The sequence below is a fragment of the Psychrilyobacter sp. genome, assembly GCF_049671765.1.
Lineage (GTDB): Bacteria > Fusobacteriota > Fusobacteriia > Fusobacteriales > Fusobacteriaceae > Psychrilyobacter.
In genome coordinates, this window is the sequence record NZ_JBATVM010000309.1 from 1 (window position 1) to 20,332 (window position 20,332).

23 protein-coding genes are annotated in these 20,332 nt (G+C 30.3%); 9 read left to right on the forward strand and 14 right to left on the reverse strand.

The window, feature by feature from the left end; all coding sequences use genetic code 11:
- The 3 genes from WBG30_RS14245 to WBG30_RS14255 form a co-directional block, all read left to right on the forward strand.
- Positions 1–816 (forward strand): carbon starvation CstA family protein (locus WBG30_RS14245; RefSeq protein WP_424505314.1); only part of this gene is annotated, 816 nt, incomplete at its 5' end.
- Positions 817–863: 47 nt separating this feature from the next.
- Positions 864–1,151, forward strand: a complete 288-nt coding sequence (locus tag WBG30_RS14250) for a hypothetical protein (protein WP_424505315.1) — start codon at positions 864–866, stop codon at positions 1,149–1,151.
- 27 nt (positions 1,152–1,178) lie between these two features.
- On the forward strand, positions 1,179–2,087 hold the full coding sequence (locus WBG30_RS14255; protein WP_424505316.1) for an ArsA family ATPase: 909 nt from the start codon (positions 1,179–1,181) through the stop codon (positions 2,085–2,087).
- 84 nt (positions 2,088–2,171) lie between these two features.
- Here WBG30_RS14255 and WBG30_RS14260 read toward each other — a convergent pair whose 3' ends face one another.
- The 10 genes from WBG30_RS14260 to WBG30_RS14305 all read right to left on the reverse strand — a co-directional run bounded on the left by WBG30_RS14260 (position 2,172) and on the right by WBG30_RS14305 (position 11,819).
- The gene (locus WBG30_RS14260) at positions 2,172–3,329 is read right to left on the reverse strand and encodes an iron-containing alcohol dehydrogenase (protein ID WP_424505317.1); all 1,158 of its coding nucleotides are present in this window, start codon (positions 3,327–3,329) and stop codon (positions 2,172–2,174) included.
- Between the two features lie 450 nt (positions 3,330–3,779).
- Positions 3,780–3,914 carry a hypothetical protein gene (locus tag WBG30_RS14265; RefSeq protein WP_424505318.1) on the reverse strand — a complete coding sequence of 45 codons (135 nt, stop codon included), beginning with the start codon at positions 3,912–3,914 and terminating at the stop codon, positions 3,780–3,782.
- A 413-nt stretch (positions 3,915–4,327) separates the two neighbouring features.
- Positions 4,328–5,173, reverse strand: a complete 846-nt coding sequence (locus tag WBG30_RS14270; RefSeq protein ID WP_424505319.1) for a YitT family protein — start codon at positions 5,171–5,173, stop codon at positions 4,328–4,330.
- Positions 5,174–5,253: 80 nt separating this feature from the next.
- Positions 5,254–6,078, reverse strand: coding sequence for a DUF169 domain-containing protein (locus WBG30_RS14275; RefSeq protein ID WP_424505320.1), 825 nt, complete (start codon positions 6,076–6,078; stop codon positions 5,254–5,256).
- A 106-nt stretch (positions 6,079–6,184) separates the two neighbouring features.
- Positions 6,185–7,804 carry an ABC transporter substrate-binding protein gene (locus tag WBG30_RS14280; protein ID WP_424505321.1) on the reverse strand — a complete coding sequence of 540 codons (1,620 nt, stop codon included), beginning with the start codon at positions 7,802–7,804 and terminating at the stop codon, positions 6,185–6,187.
- Positions 7,805–7,824: 20 nt separating this feature from the next.
- Positions 7,825–8,796: an ABC transporter ATP-binding protein gene (locus tag WBG30_RS14285; protein WP_424505322.1), complete on the reverse strand. Its 972-nt coding sequence runs from the start codon at positions 8,794–8,796 to the stop codon at positions 7,825–7,827.
- Positions 8,780–9,781, reverse strand: a complete 1,002-nt coding sequence (locus WBG30_RS14290) for an ABC transporter ATP-binding protein (protein ID WP_424505323.1) — start codon at positions 9,779–9,781, stop codon at positions 8,780–8,782. The genes WBG30_RS14285 and WBG30_RS14290 overlap by 17 nt, the downstream gene beginning before the upstream one ends.
- Before the next feature lie 29 nt (positions 9,782–9,810).
- Positions 9,811–9,978, reverse strand: a complete 168-nt coding sequence (locus tag WBG30_RS14295; RefSeq protein ID WP_424505324.1) for a hypothetical protein — start codon at positions 9,976–9,978, stop codon at positions 9,811–9,813.
- 42 nt (positions 9,979–10,020) lie between these two features.
- On the reverse strand, positions 10,021–10,860 hold the full coding sequence (locus WBG30_RS14300) for an ABC transporter permease (RefSeq protein WP_424505325.1): 840 nt from the start codon (positions 10,858–10,860) through the stop codon (positions 10,021–10,023).
- Positions 10,861–10,874: 14 nt separating this feature from the next.
- Positions 10,875–11,819 (reverse strand): ABC transporter permease, encoded by a 945-nt coding sequence (locus tag WBG30_RS14305; protein ID WP_424505326.1) that lies wholly within the window; start codon positions 11,817–11,819, stop codon positions 10,875–10,877.
- Between the two features lie 887 nt (positions 11,820–12,706).
- On the opposite strand from WBG30_RS14305, the gene WBG30_RS14310 reads away from it, so the two are divergent.
- On the forward strand, positions 12,707–12,919 hold the full coding sequence (locus WBG30_RS14310) for a hypothetical protein (protein WP_424505327.1): 213 nt from the start codon (positions 12,707–12,709) through the stop codon (positions 12,917–12,919).
- 79 nt (positions 12,920–12,998) lie between these two features.
- Here WBG30_RS14310 and WBG30_RS14315 read toward each other — a convergent pair whose 3' ends face one another.
- Positions 12,999–13,133: a hypothetical protein gene (locus WBG30_RS14315; protein ID WP_424505328.1), complete on the reverse strand. Its 135-nt coding sequence runs from the start codon at positions 13,131–13,133 to the stop codon at positions 12,999–13,001.
- A gap of 551 nt (positions 13,134–13,684) precedes the next feature.
- On the opposite strand from WBG30_RS14315, the gene WBG30_RS14320 reads away from it, so the two are divergent.
- The gene (locus WBG30_RS14320; RefSeq protein WP_424505329.1) at positions 13,685–14,827 is read left to right on the forward strand and encodes an aminotransferase class V-fold PLP-dependent enzyme; all 1,143 of its coding nucleotides are present in this window, start codon (positions 13,685–13,687) and stop codon (positions 14,825–14,827) included.
- A gap of 57 nt (positions 14,828–14,884) precedes the next feature.
- Here WBG30_RS14320 and WBG30_RS14325 read toward each other — a convergent pair whose 3' ends face one another.
- Positions 14,885–15,046, reverse strand: a complete 162-nt coding sequence (locus WBG30_RS14325; RefSeq protein ID WP_424505330.1) for a rubredoxin — start codon at positions 15,044–15,046, stop codon at positions 14,885–14,887.
- Positions 15,047–15,239: 193 nt separating this feature from the next.
- Between WBG30_RS14325 and cysK the strand changes: the two genes are divergently transcribed.
- The 3 genes from cysK to mnmH all read left to right on the forward strand — a co-directional run bounded on the left by cysK (position 15,240) and on the right by mnmH (position 17,938).
- On the forward strand, positions 15,240–16,145 hold the full coding sequence (gene cysK / locus WBG30_RS14330; RefSeq protein WP_424505331.1) for a cysteine synthase A: 906 nt from the start codon (positions 15,240–15,242) through the stop codon (positions 16,143–16,145).
- Between the two features lie 92 nt (positions 16,146–16,237).
- The gene (epsC, locus tag WBG30_RS14335) at positions 16,238–16,798 is read left to right on the forward strand and encodes a serine O-acetyltransferase EpsC (RefSeq protein WP_424505332.1); all 561 of its coding nucleotides are present in this window, start codon (positions 16,238–16,240) and stop codon (positions 16,796–16,798) included.
- Positions 16,799–16,870: 72 nt separating this feature from the next.
- The gene (gene mnmH / locus WBG30_RS14340; protein ID WP_424505333.1) at positions 16,871–17,938 is read left to right on the forward strand and encodes a tRNA 2-selenouridine(34) synthase MnmH; all 1,068 of its coding nucleotides are present in this window, start codon (positions 16,871–16,873) and stop codon (positions 17,936–17,938) included.
- Between the two features lie 93 nt (positions 17,939–18,031).
- Here the strand turns inward: mnmH and WBG30_RS14345 are convergent, their stop codons facing one another.
- Positions 18,032–18,526 (reverse strand): PTS sugar transporter subunit IIA, encoded by a 495-nt coding sequence (locus WBG30_RS14345; RefSeq protein WP_424505334.1) that lies wholly within the window; start codon positions 18,524–18,526, stop codon positions 18,032–18,034.
- A 278-nt stretch (positions 18,527–18,804) separates the two neighbouring features.
- Positions 18,805–19,434 carry a MarC family protein gene (locus WBG30_RS14350; protein WP_424505335.1) on the reverse strand — a complete coding sequence of 210 codons (630 nt, stop codon included), beginning with the start codon at positions 19,432–19,434 and terminating at the stop codon, positions 18,805–18,807.
- Between the two features lie 220 nt (positions 19,435–19,654).
- On the opposite strand from WBG30_RS14350, the gene WBG30_RS14355 reads away from it, so the two are divergent.
- A complete protein-coding gene (locus WBG30_RS14355; RefSeq protein WP_424505336.1) occupies positions 19,655–20,194 on the forward strand; it encodes a hypothetical protein in 540 nt (179 codons plus the stop codon).
- Positions 20,195–20,332 lie beyond the last annotated feature (138 nt).

Here is a 20,332-nt window from a genome sequence, read left to right on the forward strand (position 1 = left end):
GCTGTTACTTCATTTAATATAAATGGAAAACTATTATTTCCAATGTTATTTGTTACTGTAGCTTGTGGTGCCGTTTCTGGATTCCATTCTCTTGTAGGTTCAGGAACAACATCTAAACAATTAGACAATGAAAAAGATATTAAAGTTATTGGGTATGGTTCTATGTTGATTGAAGGAGTATTAGCCGTTATTGCTATAATAACCGTGGCTTATTTATCTAAAGGTAAGTTCACTAGTCTTTTAGGAGCAGGAGGACCTATCAATGTTTTCTCTGATGGTTTAGGTACTTTTATGACTTCTTTTGGAGTAGAGTATAGTATAGGAAAAAGTTTTACAGCTCTTGCCATTTCAGCATTTGCACTAACATCATTAGATACAGCTACAAGATTAGCTCGTTTTATCTTTCAAGAAATGGCAGCAGATATAAAATCTCAAGATAATCCATTAACTAATAAATATACAGCTACACTTATAACAGTTTTAATAAGTGGTTTTTTAGGATTTAACGGTTGGACAACTATATGGCCAATTTTTGGAGCAGCAAATCAATTACTTTCCGCTTTGGCTCTATTAGCAATAGCTGTTTGGTTGAAAAAAATGGGGAAAGAATATAAGATGGCTCTATACCCTATGATCTTTATGTTTGCCGTTACATTAAGTGCATTAACTCTCATTATTAAGGCTAATTTAAACAACTATATCCTCTTGGGATTTGCAGTAGCTTTATTTATTCTAGCAATTATACTTATCTTAGAAGCTAAAAAAGCTTTTGCCGATAAAACTGAAATTATAGATATAGAAAATGATAGTAAATAGTAAAATTATTGATATTATTATTAATAAAGATCCAAAAGGATGTAAAAATGAATATAAAAAACAAAATGGAATTTATAAAAAATATAAAATTATTTTTTCAAGGAGCCTTTAACTATAAATATTTGTCTACAAATAAAATAGATGAAGCTTTAGTAGATGAAATTGATGAATTTTTATTTATTTGTTTTTCTGAAAACTTAGGAGTTGAGCTTCCGGTTAACTATTACACCTTAGAATTACTTCCCTATTTAGGAGATGAACTAGGCCTTTGGGAAGAAAAGATGATCGACAGAAAAAGTGTTTGGGAAGAAAAAGTTACAGAATGTCCACTATAATTATTCTAAAAACTGGAAGGTGAAACAATGAATAAGATAATTTTTGTAGGAGGAAAGGGAGGAGTTGGAAAAACTACCTGTGCCTCCTCCCTGGCATGGAAATATTCTAAAAAATATAAAGTATTATTAGTTTCTACAGATCCAGCACACTCAACTAGGGATCTATTTGGTATCCCTCCTAAAAAAAATGAAGATTTCTATACTTTTTCTGAAAATTTAGATATTTTGGAGATCGATGGAGAAAAAGAATCCAATATATACATCTCTAGGATAAAAAACCAATGTTGTGAGATGCTGAGTCCAGTTATTTTATGTGAAGTAGAAAAACAATTAGATAATGCTGGGATCTCTCCAGGAGCCTATGAATCTGCTATTTTCGAGAAAATAAGTCAACTAATTTTAAAGAGTACAGAATATGATTATATAGTTTTTGATACTGCTCCTACAGGACATACCTTGAGACTCATTACATTTCCTACAGCTATGAATACATGGATGGAGAGTCTTATAAAGAAAAGAAAAAAAATTCTCATGTTAAAAAATATGAAGTTCAATAAGAAAAATAAATTTTCTGATGACAGTGTTTTAAATATTTTAGAATCTAGACATAACTGGATATCTGATATTAGTAAGGTTCTCATGGATCCTTCTAGAGTTTCTTTTAACTTTGTCATGAATGCTGAAAAATTATCTTTCTTAGAAACAAAAAGAGCAGTCAAAACTTTAGATGAATATGGAATTAACATTGATAAAATTATTATCAACAGACTCCTCCCAGATTCTTCCGATCCATTTTGGCAAGGTAGAAAGGATAAGGAAGATTTATTTCTTGATCTGATTTTTCAAGATTTTAAAGGGAAAAAACTCATTCCTATTCCATATTTTTTAGAAGAAAATAACAATATATTAGAAACCATTGGAAGTTTAATAAAGTAGTAAAATTAAATAAATGCTCTCAGAATTTTCTGAGAGCATTTTGTATTTAAAATTATTTTTTAGAACTAAAATATTTCAAAAAAATTATATATTTTTAGCTGTTGTTCCATAATATGCTGCCAAATAAAGTTCTTTAATCTCTTCTGAAGATGTATCTCTTGGGTTTGTAAGAGTACAAGGATCGTTAAATGCATTTAGACTCATTCTTTCAAGGATAGCTTTAAATTTATCTTCTGAAATATCAACCTCATCTATCTCTTTTAAAGATAGAGGAATACCTACTTTTTGATTCATATTCTTAACAGTAGCCACAATATCATCTACACCAAGCATTTTTTCTATTTCACTAAATCCATCTGTAGATTTTCTGTTATATTCTATAATATATGGCAATAATACTGCATTTGCAAGTCCATGAGTTATTCCTAATTCTCCACCAATTTTATGAGCCATACTATGCACAATTCCTAAAGAAGCACTTGTAAAAGCCATTCCTGAAAGTGTAGATGCATTATGCATATTCTCTCTGGCTTTTAAGTCTTCTCCATTTTCATAAGCAGGTATAAGACTTTCATAAACCATCTTAATTGATTCCATTGATAATGGTTTGGTATAGCAAGTAGCAGCATTAGAAGTATATGATTCAATCGCATGAGTCATTACATCCATCCCTGTATTAGCAGTTATATAAGCCGGAGTTTTAGAAGGGATAATCGGATCTAAAATAGCAATATCTGGTGTAATTTCATAAGATACCAATGGATATTTAAGTTTATTTGCAGTGTCTGTTATTACAGAAAATGCAGTTATTTCTGAAGCTGTACCACTTGTAGAAGGAATAGCTATAAGTTTAGCTTTTTTTCTTAAAATTGGAAATTTACCAGCTACAAGATCTTCAAATTTAGTTTCTGGATATTCATAATATACCCACATTATCTTAGCAGCGTCTAATGCAGAACCTCCTCCAATTGCTATGATCCAATCAGGATTAAATTCAGTCATCTTTCTTCCGCCATCAACAACAGTATCTATAGATGGGTTTGGTTCTACACCATCTATTGTCATGACTTCCATTCCTCCTTTTTCAAGTTCCTCTTTGGCTTGATTTAAAAAACCAAATTTTTTCATAGAATTACCGCCAGTTACTAAAACTGCTTTTTTACCACTAATAGTCGATAAATATCCTAGCGTTCCCTGTCCAAATACGATATCTTTTGGAACTCTAAACCATTTTAAATCCATGATTAACCATCTCCTCTTAAACTTATAAAATCAAATATTCTTTAGTCTCATTCAAAACAATATTGAGAATAATTTAACGATGATCTTAATAATTCAACTATACCATATTTTTAAATTTGTTCAAAAATAACGTTTGTCTTTTAAAAATTAATTTTTAAAATTAAGTTTAAGGTTATTTTAAATTTTAATTATAGTACTATTTTTAATGATATTTTTAAAAAATAACTCTTGTATTATCTATTTTCCCATTATTATTATCTTTAAAAATAATATAAATATATTAAAACTCTATCTAGAAAAAACATTCAAATAGAGATGATCTAAAGTTTTATATTTTTTATTTATTCTATTTTTTTTGGGGGGACGAATAAAAATAAGCGAAGGACACACCTCCGCTTATTCCCTTATTTTATTCCGTTAGTTCTATAATTTTAAGTTAATAAACTATTTTTATGCATGTAATCGAAAAGATAAATCAACTAAACCTATAAAGGTCATTGTTAGTACCCATCCTATAATTGAAGCCTTTGCTCTCATTCTTAATTTAACAAAATCATTTTTAAATTTCCCCATTGCTTCTTTCATTTCTTGCCTCCATCTTTCATTAAAAAAATATAAATTCTCTATATTTAATTCTTATAATGAAATAATATCATATAATACAATTAAAGTTTAAATACAAAAAATATACAAAATTTAAGCTATTCATTTATCAAATAAATCTATATTATTCTTTTATTCAAATCGCATATTTAGATATTTAAATCACAGGCTTTGCGATTTTTTAATTTTTTTAATTTAGTTTCAGAAACATCTATTAAATAGTTTAATGAAACATTTTGTATGGGAAAATAAAAGACACATTAAATATTAATTTACACTCTTAAAATTATTTTTGACACTACATTTATTTTAATCATCAAAGTTTGATACAATATATATAAATATTATATTACTCACTGTAATTAATTAAATAAATTTAGTTTTTTTTATCATTTTTACTTTGTTACATAAGCATTTCCATGGATCTCATTTATATTGTGAGCAGTTATAAACGAATTTTTATCTATAGAATCTACATATTTTTTCAGTTCAAAAAACTCTCTTTTTTTTAGAACAGTCATTATTATTGCACTTTTACAGTTAGAAGATCCATCTTTTCCATAATATATAGAAATTTTACTTCCAAATATATTTACTATATAGCTTCTAATTTCTTTGATTTTCTCACTACTTATGACAACCTGTTGATAAAGGTTAAATTTTTCCATAATAATATTTATACTCACACAAAGCATACATACTCCAAGCATTGCATACATTCCTTTTTCAGCTCCAAAAGTTTTTATAGCAGCCAATATTATAAACATATCTACTAAAAATACAGCATGGCCTATTTTTATTTTAAAATATTTATTTATTATTTTTACTGCTATATCTAACCCTCCTGTAGATGCTTCATGTGCAAATGCTATTGCCATACCAGTCCCACACATCAATATTCCAAATATGAGCTGAATCAATATATCGTGACTCATAGGAGTTGATATCGGAAAATATATCTGCATCATAGATATAAAAAATGAAGTTGTAAAACTACAAAATATAGTCTTGATTCCAAATACAGGCCCTATAATAAAAAATCCTATTATGTATAACACTACATCCATAATCATCATTAAAAATCCTATATTTACACCTGGAAAATAATTTTTTATTATTATGGCTATCCCTGTAGTCCCTCCTGCTGCTATTTCATTTGGAGCTAAAAAATAATATACCCCTGCTGCAAGTAAAAATGCCGCCAAAATTAAAATTCCTACTTCTTTTATAATGTTTTTCATATTTTTTTCCTTCCTATTAAATTTTATAAGTTAAACTCTGTTCAACATCTTCTTTCTATATATATTAAAAAATATTTGATTTAGTCTTCATCTCTTTTTTTAAAATATGAAAAATCATGTTTGTGCATTCCATCCCCATAATTTTTATCATATATTATGCTAACATCTGAGATCCCATGTTCATCAAGCTTTTCTTCAATCTCTTTTTTCCTTCGATTAGGTTCAGCTGGTGTAACTGTTTTACATAGTCCATCCACAACTTCTAAAAATTTTCGAAATGATATTCCTATTCCAACTTCATCGTCATTAAATCCACTTTTTCGAGTCCCTACACATAAAAGGGAAATATTAATATCATTTGTAGCATATGGGTGTGCAGTACATTCTGCACACATAGCTTGGTTTCCTAAGAATTTATACCCTTTATGTGTTCCATATTTATAGGCATGACCTTGGATAAATCTCATTGTATTAAACGTATTTGTAGCAATAATTACTACATGTGGTTCTATATCAAATTTTTCTAAAGGCATTATCTCTACACCGTAAGATTTATGATTACACTTGGAAATATTATCAGTAACTTCTTTTGCTGTGGGCATATCTTGATATAAACCACACTTACCATAGTAATGGCCCGAAGTATACCAGTCATCTAGGTCTACAATCCCAAGAACTCGAGCTGCTGCAAAACATCCAAAATTATTAAAATCTGCTTTAATTTGAGACCCATCCATTGCGCGATTAATCATCTTACAATAAGTTAATTTTCCATTTTGTCGAGGAGCTTGTGCACTCTCAAACTCCTCCTTTGTAAATAAAAACCTTACTCCTACTACTTTTCTTTTTAAATCTAAAACGCAATTCATTTTTTTTACCGCATCTATATATATTTCTTTTTTCATGAACATCACCCCTCTTCAATAAAGATAGATCTTATCTAATCCTTCTTCAACAAATAAATTTCAAGGGAATAGTTATGTTAACTATTCCCTTAAATAAAATCAAATTCTATTTTTTCTCTATCCATGTATTCCAAAAGAATGGCTGACATGAGTTAGCATATCCTTTTAGTGAACTATTTGCTATATGCATTCTACTATATTCAATAGTCTTTATATATGGCAGTGTTTCCCATGTTTTACTGTAAAATTCTTTTACTATCTCAAATCTTTTTTCCTTATCTGTTTCCATCATCATTCTTTCAAAGATTTTGTCCATGGCATGAGAATCATCGTCATCCCAATTTGAAATCCATGCATTTGTTCCTGTCCATGCTCCTTCAACCTGAGGATCTGGACATGCCATATAAAAGTAAGAAAAATGTAAATTCCAACCTTTTTTCTTTGAACGTCTTTCAACTACTGTAGGTCTGTCGAAAAGCTCAATTTTAACATTGAACCCTGCCTTTTCAAGCTGTCCTTTTAAGGCTATTGCTCCATATTTTTCTACTTTGTCATCTTGTCCACTCACTATTACTATAGGTGTTCCGTCATAACCAGCTTTTTTTAGGAGATCTCTGGCTTTTTTAGGATCATGATTGTTATATACACCTGCTCCTGAATTTTCTTCATACCATACTGTACCTTTAGGATATATACATCCATCTACATTCCAAAAATTTTCATCCCCTATCATTGTCCTTCCAAGTTCTTCCATATCTATTGATGCTGCGAGAGCTCTTCTTGCATATATATTATCAAATGGAGGCGTCCCACAATTGATTATTAGCATTTCCATCCCATCTGGTTTTACTATTACAGGTTCTACACTGGGATCTTCTTCAAGTATTTTATATTGATCTTGAGGAGCTTCTTCAGCAAATTGAAATTCTCCAGTTTGAACTCCAGCAATTCTTGTAGCTTGCTCAGAAACCGATTTTATTATTATTTTATCTGCATATGCTACTCTCTTTCCTGCAAGACCTGATGCTGGTTTATCACTAGGAACATATTCATCGAATCTTTCTAATCTAACCTCTTGATCGGGTATCCACTTTACAAATTTATATGGACCTGTTCCTATGTGTTCACTCATTACATTATCACCATATTTTTCTATAAGTTCTTTTGGTCTTATAACAAGTTTTTGATTTGAAACATGGGATCCTAATATACTAATAAAAGGAGCGTAAGGATTCTTAAATATAAATTTGAGTTCATATGGACCAGCTACTTCTACTCTATCAAAATAAGGAGCTATCATATTCCCTGCATCGTTATTTTTTAACCATCTATTAAATGAAGCTACTACATCTTCAGTGGTCATCTCCTTTCCATTATGGAAAAGAACTCCCTCTCTAAGCTTTACATCATAAACTTTTCCTCCATCTTTAATTTCATAACTTTCGGCCAAATAAGGCTGAGGCTCAAAATTTGCATCAAATTCAAATAGGCCTTCATAAACATGGTTCATTATTGAAGATATTGCCCAATCAGTAGATTTATCACTATCAAGATGAGGAGGTGTCATTTTTTGTGCCACAACTATGGTTCCGCCGAATTTACTGTTTTTAACTACACCCTGTTTTTCTTTCTTATCATCTTTGTCTGAAGAGCATGCTACAAAAGTTATAGCAATAATTAGTGTTAAAACAAAATTTAAAATTGTTTTAATTTTTATGTTTATCATTTTTTTCCCCCTTATATTTTTTAAATTTCATCGATCAAATGACAAGCTACAAAATGTTCTTTTTTACTTATTTTTAATTCTGGTTCTACCCTTTCACATCTTTCTTCTGAATGGATACACCTCATATGAAATCTACACCCCATAGGAATATTTAAAGGATCTGGCACATCTCCCTTTAATATTATCCTTTCTTTCTTTATGCTTGGATCAGGAACTGGAATTGCAGAAATCAAAGCCTGTGTATAAGGATGCCTAGGTTCATTAAAGATATTTTCTACAGATGTTATTTCTACTATTTTACCCAAATACATAACTCCTACTCTGTCGCTTATATGTTTTACTACTGAAAGATCATGAGATATAAACATATATGTAAGACCTAATTCATCTTTTAAATCATTCAATAAATTTATTATCTGACTCTGTATAGATACATCCAAAGCAGATACTGCCTCATCACATATAACTAATTTTGGTTTTAAAATCAAGGCTCTAGCGATACATATTCTTTGCCTTTGTCCCCCAGAGAATTCATGGGGATACTTTTTTAAATGATATTTATCTAATCCAACCAGTTCAGTTATTTCTTCTATCCTTCTATTTATTTCATGGACGTCTTTCATGCCATGTAACCTAAGAGGTTCCCCTATTAGTTCTGCTACTCTCATCCTAGGGTTTAGTGATGCAAAGGGATCCTGAAATACTATCTGCATATCTCTTCTTGCCTCTCTCATCTCTGTTTTTGAAAGAGATAGTATATCCTTTCCATCAAAATAAATTTTTCCTGAATCAGCTTCTAAAAGCCGGAGTATAACCCTACCTAAAGTTGATTTTCCACATCCCGATTCTCCTACTATTCCCAAAATTTCGCCTTTTTTAATGTCAAAAGTCACACCATCTAGAGCTGTTACTTTTTTATTTGTTTTAAAAAAAACTCCTTCTGAGGCTGGAAAATATTTAGAAACATTTTCTATCTTAAGCAGAGTATTCATTCTTAACCTCCTCAGTATATTCCTTAGTTTCTATCCAGCAACTGAGAGACCGATCTCCCTTATCACAAAGAGGTGGCTCTAAATCCTTACATATTTTTTTTGCGAATTCACACCTAGGACTAAATCGGCATCCTTTAGGAAATTCTGTAGGTTTTGGGACAGTCCCCTCTATTGTATTTAATCTTTTATTTGCATTGTTTAAAGATGGCATAGAAGCTAATAATCCTCTGGTATAAGGATGCTTAGGGTCTTTAAAAATATCTTTAACCCTTGCTGATTCCACTACTTTTCCTGCATACATCACTATAACTTCTTCTGCCATTTCAGCTACTACACCTAAATCATGAGTTATCAAAAGCATCGATGTTCCTATCTCTTCTTTTAGATTTTTTATAAGATCAAGAATTTGTGCCTGTACTGTCACGTCCAAGGCTGTAGTCGGTTCATCTGCAATTATTAATTTGGGTCTGCAAGCTAGAGCCATGGCTATTATTATCCTTTGCCTCATCCCACCAGACATTTGATGTGGGTACTGTTTTGCCCTTTCTTCAGGAGACGGTATCCCCACTATCCTAAGTAATTCAATGGCTTTTTTAAACCCTTCTTTTCTCTTTGTCCCTTGATGAAGTTCAAATACCTCACTGAGTTGTCTCCCAACTGTATATACTGGATTTAAAGATGTCATAGGTTCTTGAAATATCATAGATATTTCATTTCCTCTTATCTTTCTCATCTCTTTTTTAGACTTTTCAAATAAATTCTTTCCTTCAAAGATTATCTCTCCACCTTCGATCCTTCCTGAAGGCGTTGGGATACACCCTAAAATACTCAATGCTGTGATACTCTTTCCACTTCCTGATTCTCCTACTATTGCTACAGTTTCTCCTTTTCCCACAGAAAAACTAATACCATCTACTGCCGGTATTACCTCCTGATTTTTATAAAAATAGGTTTTTAATTTTTTTACTTCCAATAATTTTTCCATTTTTTCTCCTTTAATTTCTACAGCCTTTCTTAAAATAAAACACTTAGTAACATGAAAACTGCCATTACTCCCAACATAGAGAAGATAACAATGGGAGCTATTATTGAAAATGCCGCAGCTGCAAGGACAAGAACATCCTTCATCTCTGCATTATTTTTATTTTTTCTACTATTTAAATTTTCGATTTCACCTTTCATACTTATCTCCTCTTATTTCTTAATTATAGACATTCAATAGATCTATACCTCAAGTCTTGGATCTAAATAATCTCTCAGTCCGTCTCCTAAGAGGTTGAGTCCCAAAACAGTAACCATTATAGCCGCTCCAGGAAATATCATCTCCCAAGGAGCTATACTCATAAAGGATCTTCCTTCAGTAATCATCCCACCCCAACTTGGAAATGGTGGTTCAATTCCTAGCCCTAAAAAACTTAGTGCTGCTTCATCTAATATTGCTACAGCAAAAGTAAATGTAGCCTGAACGATTATAGGCGACAATGAATTGAGTAATATATACTTAAAAAGTATATGTCCATCTTTAGCTCCTGAAGATTTGGCAGATTCAACACATTCCCATTCCTTTCCAGTAAGAACACAGCCTCTTACAACTCTTGCCATCTGAGGAAAATAAGCAAAGGAAAGTGCCAGTATTATATTTAATTTTCCAGCTCCCCAAACAGCAGCCAAAATTATCGCTATTATTATTCCTGGAAATGCCATGAATCCATCTAAAATCCTCATAATAAAATTATCTACTTTATGATAGTATCCTGCTACTAGCCCTATTAATCCACCCATGAATGTACTAAGTATTACTACTGAAATCCCAACTTCCATAGATATCCTTGCTCCATAAACCAATCGGCTCATAACATCTCTTCCAAAATGATCTGTTCCCATGGGATGTACCAATGAAGGAGGTAAAAGTCTATCTTTTCCATTTACTTCCAAAGGGTTAAATTTTGTTAGGAGAGGAGCAGCCACAGCAGCCAAGAAAATCACTATTATTACTACTCCACCTATGGCTATATAAGGATGTTTTTTAATTTCTAAAATCATTTGTTTTATATCTTTACTCACTGTTAACACTCCTTTTATTTATATTTAATCTTTGGATTTAAAACTGCGTAACTCACATCTACGATTATATTTATAACTACATAAACCAAAGCTGTAAATATCATACTTCCCTGTATTACAGGATAATCCCTCTTCATTATAGAATTAATTGCGAGACTACCTGTTCCTGGGATATTAAATACAGTTTCTACAATCCATGTTCCTCCTAGAAGTACAGCCATGCTAAATCCTAAAACTGTTACAACAGGTATCATGGCATTTTTTAAAGCATGTCTTATAATTACAAATTTTTCTGACACTCCCTTTGCCATGGCAGTTCTTATATAATCTTGTCTGAGTACATCTAACATTGCACTCCTTGTCATTCTAGCTATTATTCCTCCTTGCATAAACCCAAGAGTTAATCCTGGCAGAACAAGATATTTTATGACTCCTATCCCTGATTCTTCTATAGAAACATACCCCTGTACAGGAAACCAGTGAAGTTTAACAGAAAATAAATATATAAGCATAATAGAGAGCCAAAAACTAGGTATTGAAACTCCTGCTAGAGATATTCCGATTGCGGACTGATCCATCCAGCTTCTATGTTTAACTGCTGCTATTACTCCAAGGGGGATTCCTATCAATAGTCCTATACTTTCTCCTACAAGGGCTAGCATAAATGTTGGTTCCAATCTTGAAAAAATAGCCGTTGAAACTTTTTCATGTAAAAATAAAGATTCTCCTAAATTCCCTCTTATTATTCTCGAAAACCACTCTCCAAACTGTATAAAAAATGATCTATCATATCCTAGATGATGCTTCATCGCAGATACTTGTTCTTCTGTTGCAAAATCCCCCATCATCATCCTAACAGGGTCTCCAGGCATTATATGGGTAATCAAAAAAGATAGGATCATTACCACAATTATTACCGGTATAAGCATAAATAGTCTCTTTATTACGTATCTAATCATTGTTCAATACTCCTTATATTTTTTTAACTTTACAATAATTTTAGTTCCTTATATTATTTAATTTATTTTGATTTTAAAAAATGGCACAACAAAAGGACTGTGATGTTTCATCCAGTTAGGTATAATCTAAATTTTTATAGACTTTAATTTATCTATGAAATGTTTCTTCGATAAATTAAAAAAGAAGGTTCTCTACCTCTACTTTTGATAATTTTCCATCTAAAAAAGCCCCCATGACTAGTGGCATAAAAATGTTACTCCCTTTGGGATTTGGTTCGTAAAAAGTTGAAATTTATTTAAAAATGTAAAAAATGATCTGTACAATAAAAAGAATGAATAGGTGTAGTTTTAAAACTACAGGAAAAGAAAGATATTAATTTATCTAAACTAGTTTTATTCATGTTATCCATTTGCAGTAGACCTTGTAACTTCCACCGGAAGTTTTAAGCAATTGTCACTTTCATTGAAAATTCTTCATATTTCCTCCTAAGTTTGTTTTATATCTGTTCAATTAGATAGATGTTACAACATCATAAGATAAATGTCAATATAATTTTAAATATGAATTTATTAAAAATTTCTTGCAGCCCTTATAAATACTAAATTATTGGTATTTAATACTGAATATACATTAATTTTAAAGATTAAAAATCCTATTAAATTTAAAAAAAATTATTGAAATAAACGACAACAAAGAGTATAATTTAATTAAAATTTAATTAAAAATCAGATGTTTAATTAAATTTATATTTTCATGGCTTTTAGTGAATTATGTCTAAATAAAAATCAATATTCAGATAAAATCTAAATAGTGCAGTTCAAGAAAGTCTAACAAGATATTTTTATTGTCTTGAAACACACCATTCAGAATTTAAAGGAGGTCGCTTATGCTAGATTTGAGTAAATCAATTGGTTTTGATAGAGTTAATATTAAAACCAATATTATGAATTATTCTAAAGAGTACGGCATTGAATATGAAGGTGTAAAAATCATTTCTTCAAATGAACAATTTATTGTTCTAGAAACCGAAGAAAATAAAAACGTTATCCTTTCAATGAATTCAATTCAGTATATTGAAAAATTTATTCAAAATTTTTAAGATAAAAAAAGCTAAGGAATCTCCTTAGCTTTTTTTATCTTAACGTTATAACACGTTCTTTTTAATTAACCAACTGTTCCTATATGTGAAAACGAAATGATAAATTAATAACCCCAATAGAGGTCATTATTAAAGCTCCTCCTATAATTGAAGCCTTTGCTCTAACTCTTAATCTACCAAAATCACTCTTAAATTTTTCTATTGATTCTTTCATTTTTTTCCTCCGTCTTCTACTAAAAAAATAATTAAATACCCTATATTTAATTTATCACAATGAAGTTATACCATATAATTTAGTTAGAATTAAATACAAAAAATATACAAAATATAAGTTACCTATTTATCATGTGAATCTTTTATAACAATTAATGTGAAGCCCATATTATTATAATTTAATTATAAAAACCGCTATCTAGTAAAAAAATTAATTTAGTTTAGAAATCATCATTTAAGCACACTAATGATACGTTAAGTTTGGAAAAAGACATTTATATAATTGAAAAAATCTATAACATTTAGGATCAAATCTAAAATTATATTTATTCTAATCATTAAAATTTGATAAAGTATATAATTCCTTTATATTAAAAAAATATTTTATTCAAAAATAAAACGCTCCTTCACCACATTTCATAGTTATTTCATTCAAATAATGACTCATTTTAATAACAACTAAAAAATAAATTAAATTAACATTTTACCTTTAAATCAAAATAAGATAGAATGAACCTAGATAAAAATTAAATGAAAAGGTGGGAAAGAATTATGATTTATTTTGATAACGCTGCAACTACACTACCAAAACCAAAAGCCGTTGGAGAAGCCATGGTAGAAGCACTAAATAGTTTTGGAAATCCAAGTAGAGGAGGACATGAGTACTCTCTTCGTTCATCTAGGGTCCTCTACGAAACAAGGGAATTACTAGCCAAACTAATTGGTGTAGAAGATCCATTAAACATTGCATTTACAGGGAACTCTACTATGTCTTTGAATATGGCCATACTAGGATTAGACCTCAAAGAGGGAGATGAAATAATCACTACAACTCTAGAACACAACTCTGTACTTCGTCCAATATATAAATTAAAAAAAAATGGAGTGAAAGTAAAATTTATTAGTTCAGACAAAGTTGGAAATATAAACTATGACGAACTAGAAGCAAACATAGTGAAAAACACTAAGGTCATTGTAACCACTCATGCTTCTAATTTAACAGGAAACTTATTAGATATAGTTCGAATAGGAAAAGTCGCACATAAAAATAATCTTATCTTCATTGTCGATGGGTCACAGAGCTTGGGAGTATTTCCTATAGATGTAATAAAAAGCAATATTGATATCCTTTGTTTTACGGGACATAAGGGACTTATGGGTCCTGCAGGAGTAGGAGGAATATATGTATCTCCTAAAGTAGATCTAGATGTATATCTTGTAGGAGGAAGTGGATCTCATTCATTTTCAGAGGAGCACCCTAAAACTATGCCGGACAAATTAGAAGCTGGCACACCTAATATCCACGGGATAGCCGGACTAAATGCCAGTTTAAAATATATCGCTAATTTAGGTATAGATATAATTCGTGAAAAGGAACTTGCTCTCGCTAAGACTTTTTATGAAGGAATAAAAGATCTCCCAAAGGTAAAAATATATGGAGATTTCAATACTTTTTATCGTTCTCCTATAGTTACTATAAACTTAGAAGGAGTTCCTTCTAGCGATCTTGCTGAAGTCTTATCTTATGATTATGGAATCGCTACAAGATCTGGAATACATTGCGCTCCTTTAATGCATAATGATTTTAAAACAAATGAAACTGGAATGGTAAGGTTTAGTTTTTCCCACTATAATACAATGGAAGAGATCTTAAAAACAATTAAAATTTTAAAAGAACTCTCTGAATCTATATAAAACTTAATTATAACTATAAAAAAATCCCCCCTAGAAATTTCTAGAGGGGATTAAATTTTAGTTCTCTTCTGCGAATACGTCTTTACCCATTCCACATGGAGGACAGATCCATTCTTCAGGTAAGTTGTCAAAACTAGTTCCTGCTTCTATTCCATTTTCTACATCTCCAACTTTTGGATCATAAACATATCCACATATTTCACATACGTAATTTTTCATAATTTTTACCACCTTTATATTTAATTTGATTTTTATAACATTAACAAAAGTTAGTTTATCAAAAATGACACATCAAGTCAAGATATTCTTTTAAAATATGGTTTTCAATTCTTGACTACTAGACTATGTTAATGATAAGATGACTTTAGAATAATATTTAACAGATTTATTTAGGAAAATAGGAGGTAGTCAGATGTATAGCAATATTGTTGAATTAATAGGGAATACTCCAATGGTTAAATTAAAAAAAGAAAAAGGTCTTTCCGATATATATGTAAAATTAGAAAAATTTAATCCTAGTGGGTCTATAAAGGATAGAGCAGCATATCAAATGATCGTAGACGCTGAAGCAGATGGTAAATTAAATCAAGGAGATATTATTTTAGAACCTACCAGTGGAAATACAGGAGTAGCTTTAGCTATGATTGGAAAAGCTATGGGATATGAAGTAACTTTGGTTATGCCTTCTAGTATGAGTCAAGAAAGAAAGGATATTATAAGTTCTTATGGGGCAAATTTAGTCTTAAGTGACCCTACAAAGGGGATGACAGGAGCTATCAATAAAGCTTATGAGATGGCAGAAGCTAATAGTAGATACTATATTCCAAATCAATTTGAAAATAAATCTAATATAAAAGCCCACTATATTTCTACGGGAATAGAAATATATAATCAAATTCCACAAATTGATTGTTTCGTTGCAGGAGTAGGTACCGGCGGAACCCTTGGCGGAACTGGAAAATACTTAAAAGAACGTAATAAAAATATAAAAGTTGTAGCAGTGGAACCGTCCAATTCCCCAGTTTTATCTGGTGGGAATGGTGGGCCTCATAAGATCCAAGGAATTGGAGCAGGATTTATACCTCAAATATTGGACATATCTATTATCGATGAAGTTATTACTATAGATGATGAAACAGCTTATAAAATAACTAGGAATATATTGAACAGTGATGGTCTTTATTTAGGGATTTCTAGTGGATCGAATATTGCTGCAGCTAAAATATTAGCTAAGAAGTTAGGAGAAGGTAAAATTATAGTAACAGTAGCTCCAGATGGTGGAGAAAAGTATATATCTACAGGGGTATTTACAAAATAATATAAAAAATAGATCACAACTTATTTCTCTTGACATCTCAATGGAAATACATTAGTATATAAGCAAATAATTATATAGAATACGGAGGGATAATGTTCAAAAATTTAAAGCACGATATAGAAAACATAAGAAGAATAGACCCCGCTGCAAAGTCTAATCTAGAGGTTTTCTTACTGTACCCATCTATCCACGCAATCTTTATTTATAGGATAGCTCATGGACTATTTAAAAGAAATTTTTTCTTTTTAGCTCGATTATTATCTCAAATTTCTAGATTTTTTACAGGAATAGAGATCCATCCTGGAGCAATTATAGGGAAAGGACTCTTTATTGATCACGGGATGGGTGTAGTCATAGGTGAAACAGCTATAATAGGAAACAACGTAACTATCTACCACCAAGTTACTCTAGGAGGAACTGGCAAAGATTCTGGGAAAAGACATCCCACTATTGAAGATAATGTAATTATCGGTGCCGGTGCAAAGGTTTTGGGAAATATTACTATTGCTAAGGGAACCAAGATCGGTGGAAATACAGTAGTTTTGAAAGATAGTTATGAAAACTCTACCATTGTAGGAGTGGCTGGCACTATGAAATGTAATGGGAAATCTTGCACTATCTCTCAATGCGGAGTGAAGGAAGAAGAAAAATAAAAAAATTATATGTATTACAATTATTTCATATCAACTTTTAACCTCTACTATGTTATAATATGGGGAAGGAAGGTGAATTTTTTGAAAACCAATATATACGATGACATGAACAAAAACGAAATAAGTTATAAGGTATTATTAGAAAAAAATAATTATATCTTAATAGATGTAAGAACTCCAAAGGAATATCAAGAATCAACAATTCCAGGAGCCATTAATATACCAGTATTACTAGATGAAGAGAGAGTAATGGTGGGAACTGCATATAAGAAAGAATCTCAAGAAAAGGCAAAACAACTGGGAATCGAAGCTATTTCTAAAAGACTAGGAGATATTACTAAACAGATAAGCGAACTCTCAAAAAAATACAATAGTATCATATTTTTCTGTGCTAGAGGTGGAATGAGAAGTGGATCTATGACTTCATTTTTTAAATCTATGGGATATCAAACTGCAAGACTTAGTGGAGGATACAAATCTTATAGATCTTTCGTTATGGAAGATTTCCAAAGTATAGTTCAAGGAGTAAAATTAATAACTCTCCATGGGAAAACTGGTACAGGGAAAACCAAAATATTGAACGAACTACAAAAAATAGGTGTTGAAACCATTGACCTAGAGGGAATGGCTAAAAATAGAGGCTCTCACTTTGGTCATATCGGAATAACTCAAGATAGAAGTCAAAAAACTTTTGAATCTATATTATATGATGCCGTTAAACATAGAAAAAGTAATGTGATAATAATTGAAGGCGAAAGTAGAAAAATAGGTCCTATTCATATTCCAGATCCATTTTGGGATACAATGAAAAAGGGAATAAAAATCTTAGTAGAAGCTCCTATAGAGATGAGGTTAGATATCATTATGGATGATTATACTGGTATCAATGAATTAGAGAAGAACCTGTTAGAAGTAGCAGAAAAACTAAAAAGATATATGGATGGTAGCGCCCATACTAAATTTATTAATTTAGTAGAAAAAGGTGAGATAAGAGAAGCTGCTCGTCAAATAATGATAGAGTATTATGACCCTATGTATAATAAGAGCTTAAATAGTCACAGCTATCAAGATAAAGTTATGATCGAAAGTATTGAAGATGGAGTTATAAAATTAAAGGAAGTATTTAAAAAGTATATGTAAAAACTCAATTAGGGGATTAATGGATTATCTATTAATCCCCTAATTGAGTTTTTTGTATAAAAATAGGGATAATCTCTTATCCCTTAAACTTTATTATTTATTTAATTTTATTTTCATTAGTAGATCTCCTACTTTTACATCTCCTGTAGCTACTATTTTTAACTCAGCAACTTCATCCATATTAGATATGATTATAGGAGTTCTTGCAGATTTTGCATTTTCTTTGATATATTCAAGGTTGTATTTAACTAATTCGTCTCCTACTTTTACATCTCCAGGAGTAACTAGTCTTTCAAACCCTTGTCCATCTAATTTTACTGTATCTATTCCAAAATGTACTATCATTTCTAATCCACATTCAAGATCAAAACTAACAGCATGATTCGTATCAAAAATATCGATTTCAGCATCAGCTATAGCATGAACAGATCCTTCTGTAGGCTCTATAGCACATCCATCCCCTATCATTTTTTGTGCAAATGCTTCATCAGGTACTTCTGACAAGTCAATAACTCTACCATTTAACGGTGAGTATATTTCAATATAATTTTCCTCTTTATTTTTTTTAAAAAAATCGAATAATCCCATTTTAAATCCTCCTACTAATATAAATCTTGCCCATTACAATAATTATACTACATCTTTACTATTTTTTAAAGTTTAAAAAGTTTTAAACTTTACTCATAAAGACGTAATATCTAACCATTTGTCAAGGCCTTAAAATAAAATGTCAGAAGCTAATTTTCACTTATTTTTTTACCCTCTAAATCAAAATCTATAATTTGTTTTTTTAGTCCCTTAGATGAGTCTAAATTTAATGTTCCAGACATCCCTCCTGATAAAATCATCATATCATATTTTTCATCTTAACCTCCTATACCCTGAATAACCATAGTTAGACCACTGATAATAGTTTTTATTCCAACAGCCATTATGAATAATTGCATTACCCTAGAGAGTACAAATAAAACCAATTCTCCAAATATTTTTTCTATAAGATCTGCTGCAGAAAACATAAGATGGATGATCACAAATACAACTACACAGGAAAGAGTACTAGAGATCACTCCTGCTTCTTGCCTTATAAGAAGAACTCCTGCTAGTGAACCTGGACCAACTAACATGGGGAAAGCCATGGGGACTAAACCTTGCTTAATTTCCTCCTCCTCTGTTAATTCTTCTTGAGGTTCATCTTTCTTTTTATTTTTCTTTGGAAATAATAGATTCTTTAGAGCGACAATAACTAAAATTATCCCTCCTGCTATCCTAACTTCTTTCATCTCTACTCTAAAAAAATTATTCATCATAAATGATCCTATAACGCCAAATAACGCCATTATTGAAAACCCAGTAATAACAATTACTTTAAACAACTTTTTTCTAGTAACTTTTCCCATATCCTCTGTCAATCCTATAAATAACGGCACATTTCCAAATGGGTTCAATATGGCAATCATTGTCATAGCATTTATAAATATTTGAATCACATAATCCATTTAATTTCACTCTCCTAATAATTTATATTCGAATAAATTTATCATATTCCTTGATTTTTTTCAATCTTATTTTTGATTTCTTTTTGCCCTAAAAAATATTTGTGCTATTTAGTTTTAGAGAGTTGTATTTATATTTCCTATATAATTTTTTTTAATTGTATTTTAATTATTTTTTAATGTTGTGGTATAATAAATATATAAAATTTCTTATGGAGGAAATATGTTTACAGAAGAAATAGAAGAATTAAAAGAAAGATTAAAAATAAAAAAAAATGAACTCAAAAGAGTAGAAAGACGATTTATTCAACTGCAAAATAAAATCGAAACAGTTGAAATAAAAATTGAAAAATTGAAAGAATTAACAGATATAGAAAATTTAAATATTGAAAAATCAGATAAAAAAATAAAGAAATGTAAAGCTATAGAAATAGTTAATAGAGAAAAAAATAAAAAATTTAAATCTAGAGATATTATTTTTTCAAATAAAAATAAAACAACTGGAGAATGGTGGCTTGAACCAACTCCAAAAAAATTTGAAAAGACATTAAACTTACTTTTAAATGATAGAAAATTAAACAAGTTATATCTATTTGAAATTCCTAAAGAAAAATATTTTTTTCCAAATGAAATTTTTAAATATAGAAAGGACAAAGATTTATATTCAATAAAAATAGATGGGAATGATATCAATGAATTCAGAGATGAATTAGGCAGTGGCATGTGTTTTAGGGAATACCTAAAAGACATTATAGATTATTGATGGGAACCAATAAAAAATATTAAGAATGTTAGTGATAATTTATCCAGAACAAGTAGAAAAATATATGTAAAAAAAGAGCCGTTTTAACAGCTCTCCTCTAGTAGTTAGGAATTGAATGTACACGTAATTCGGGATAGA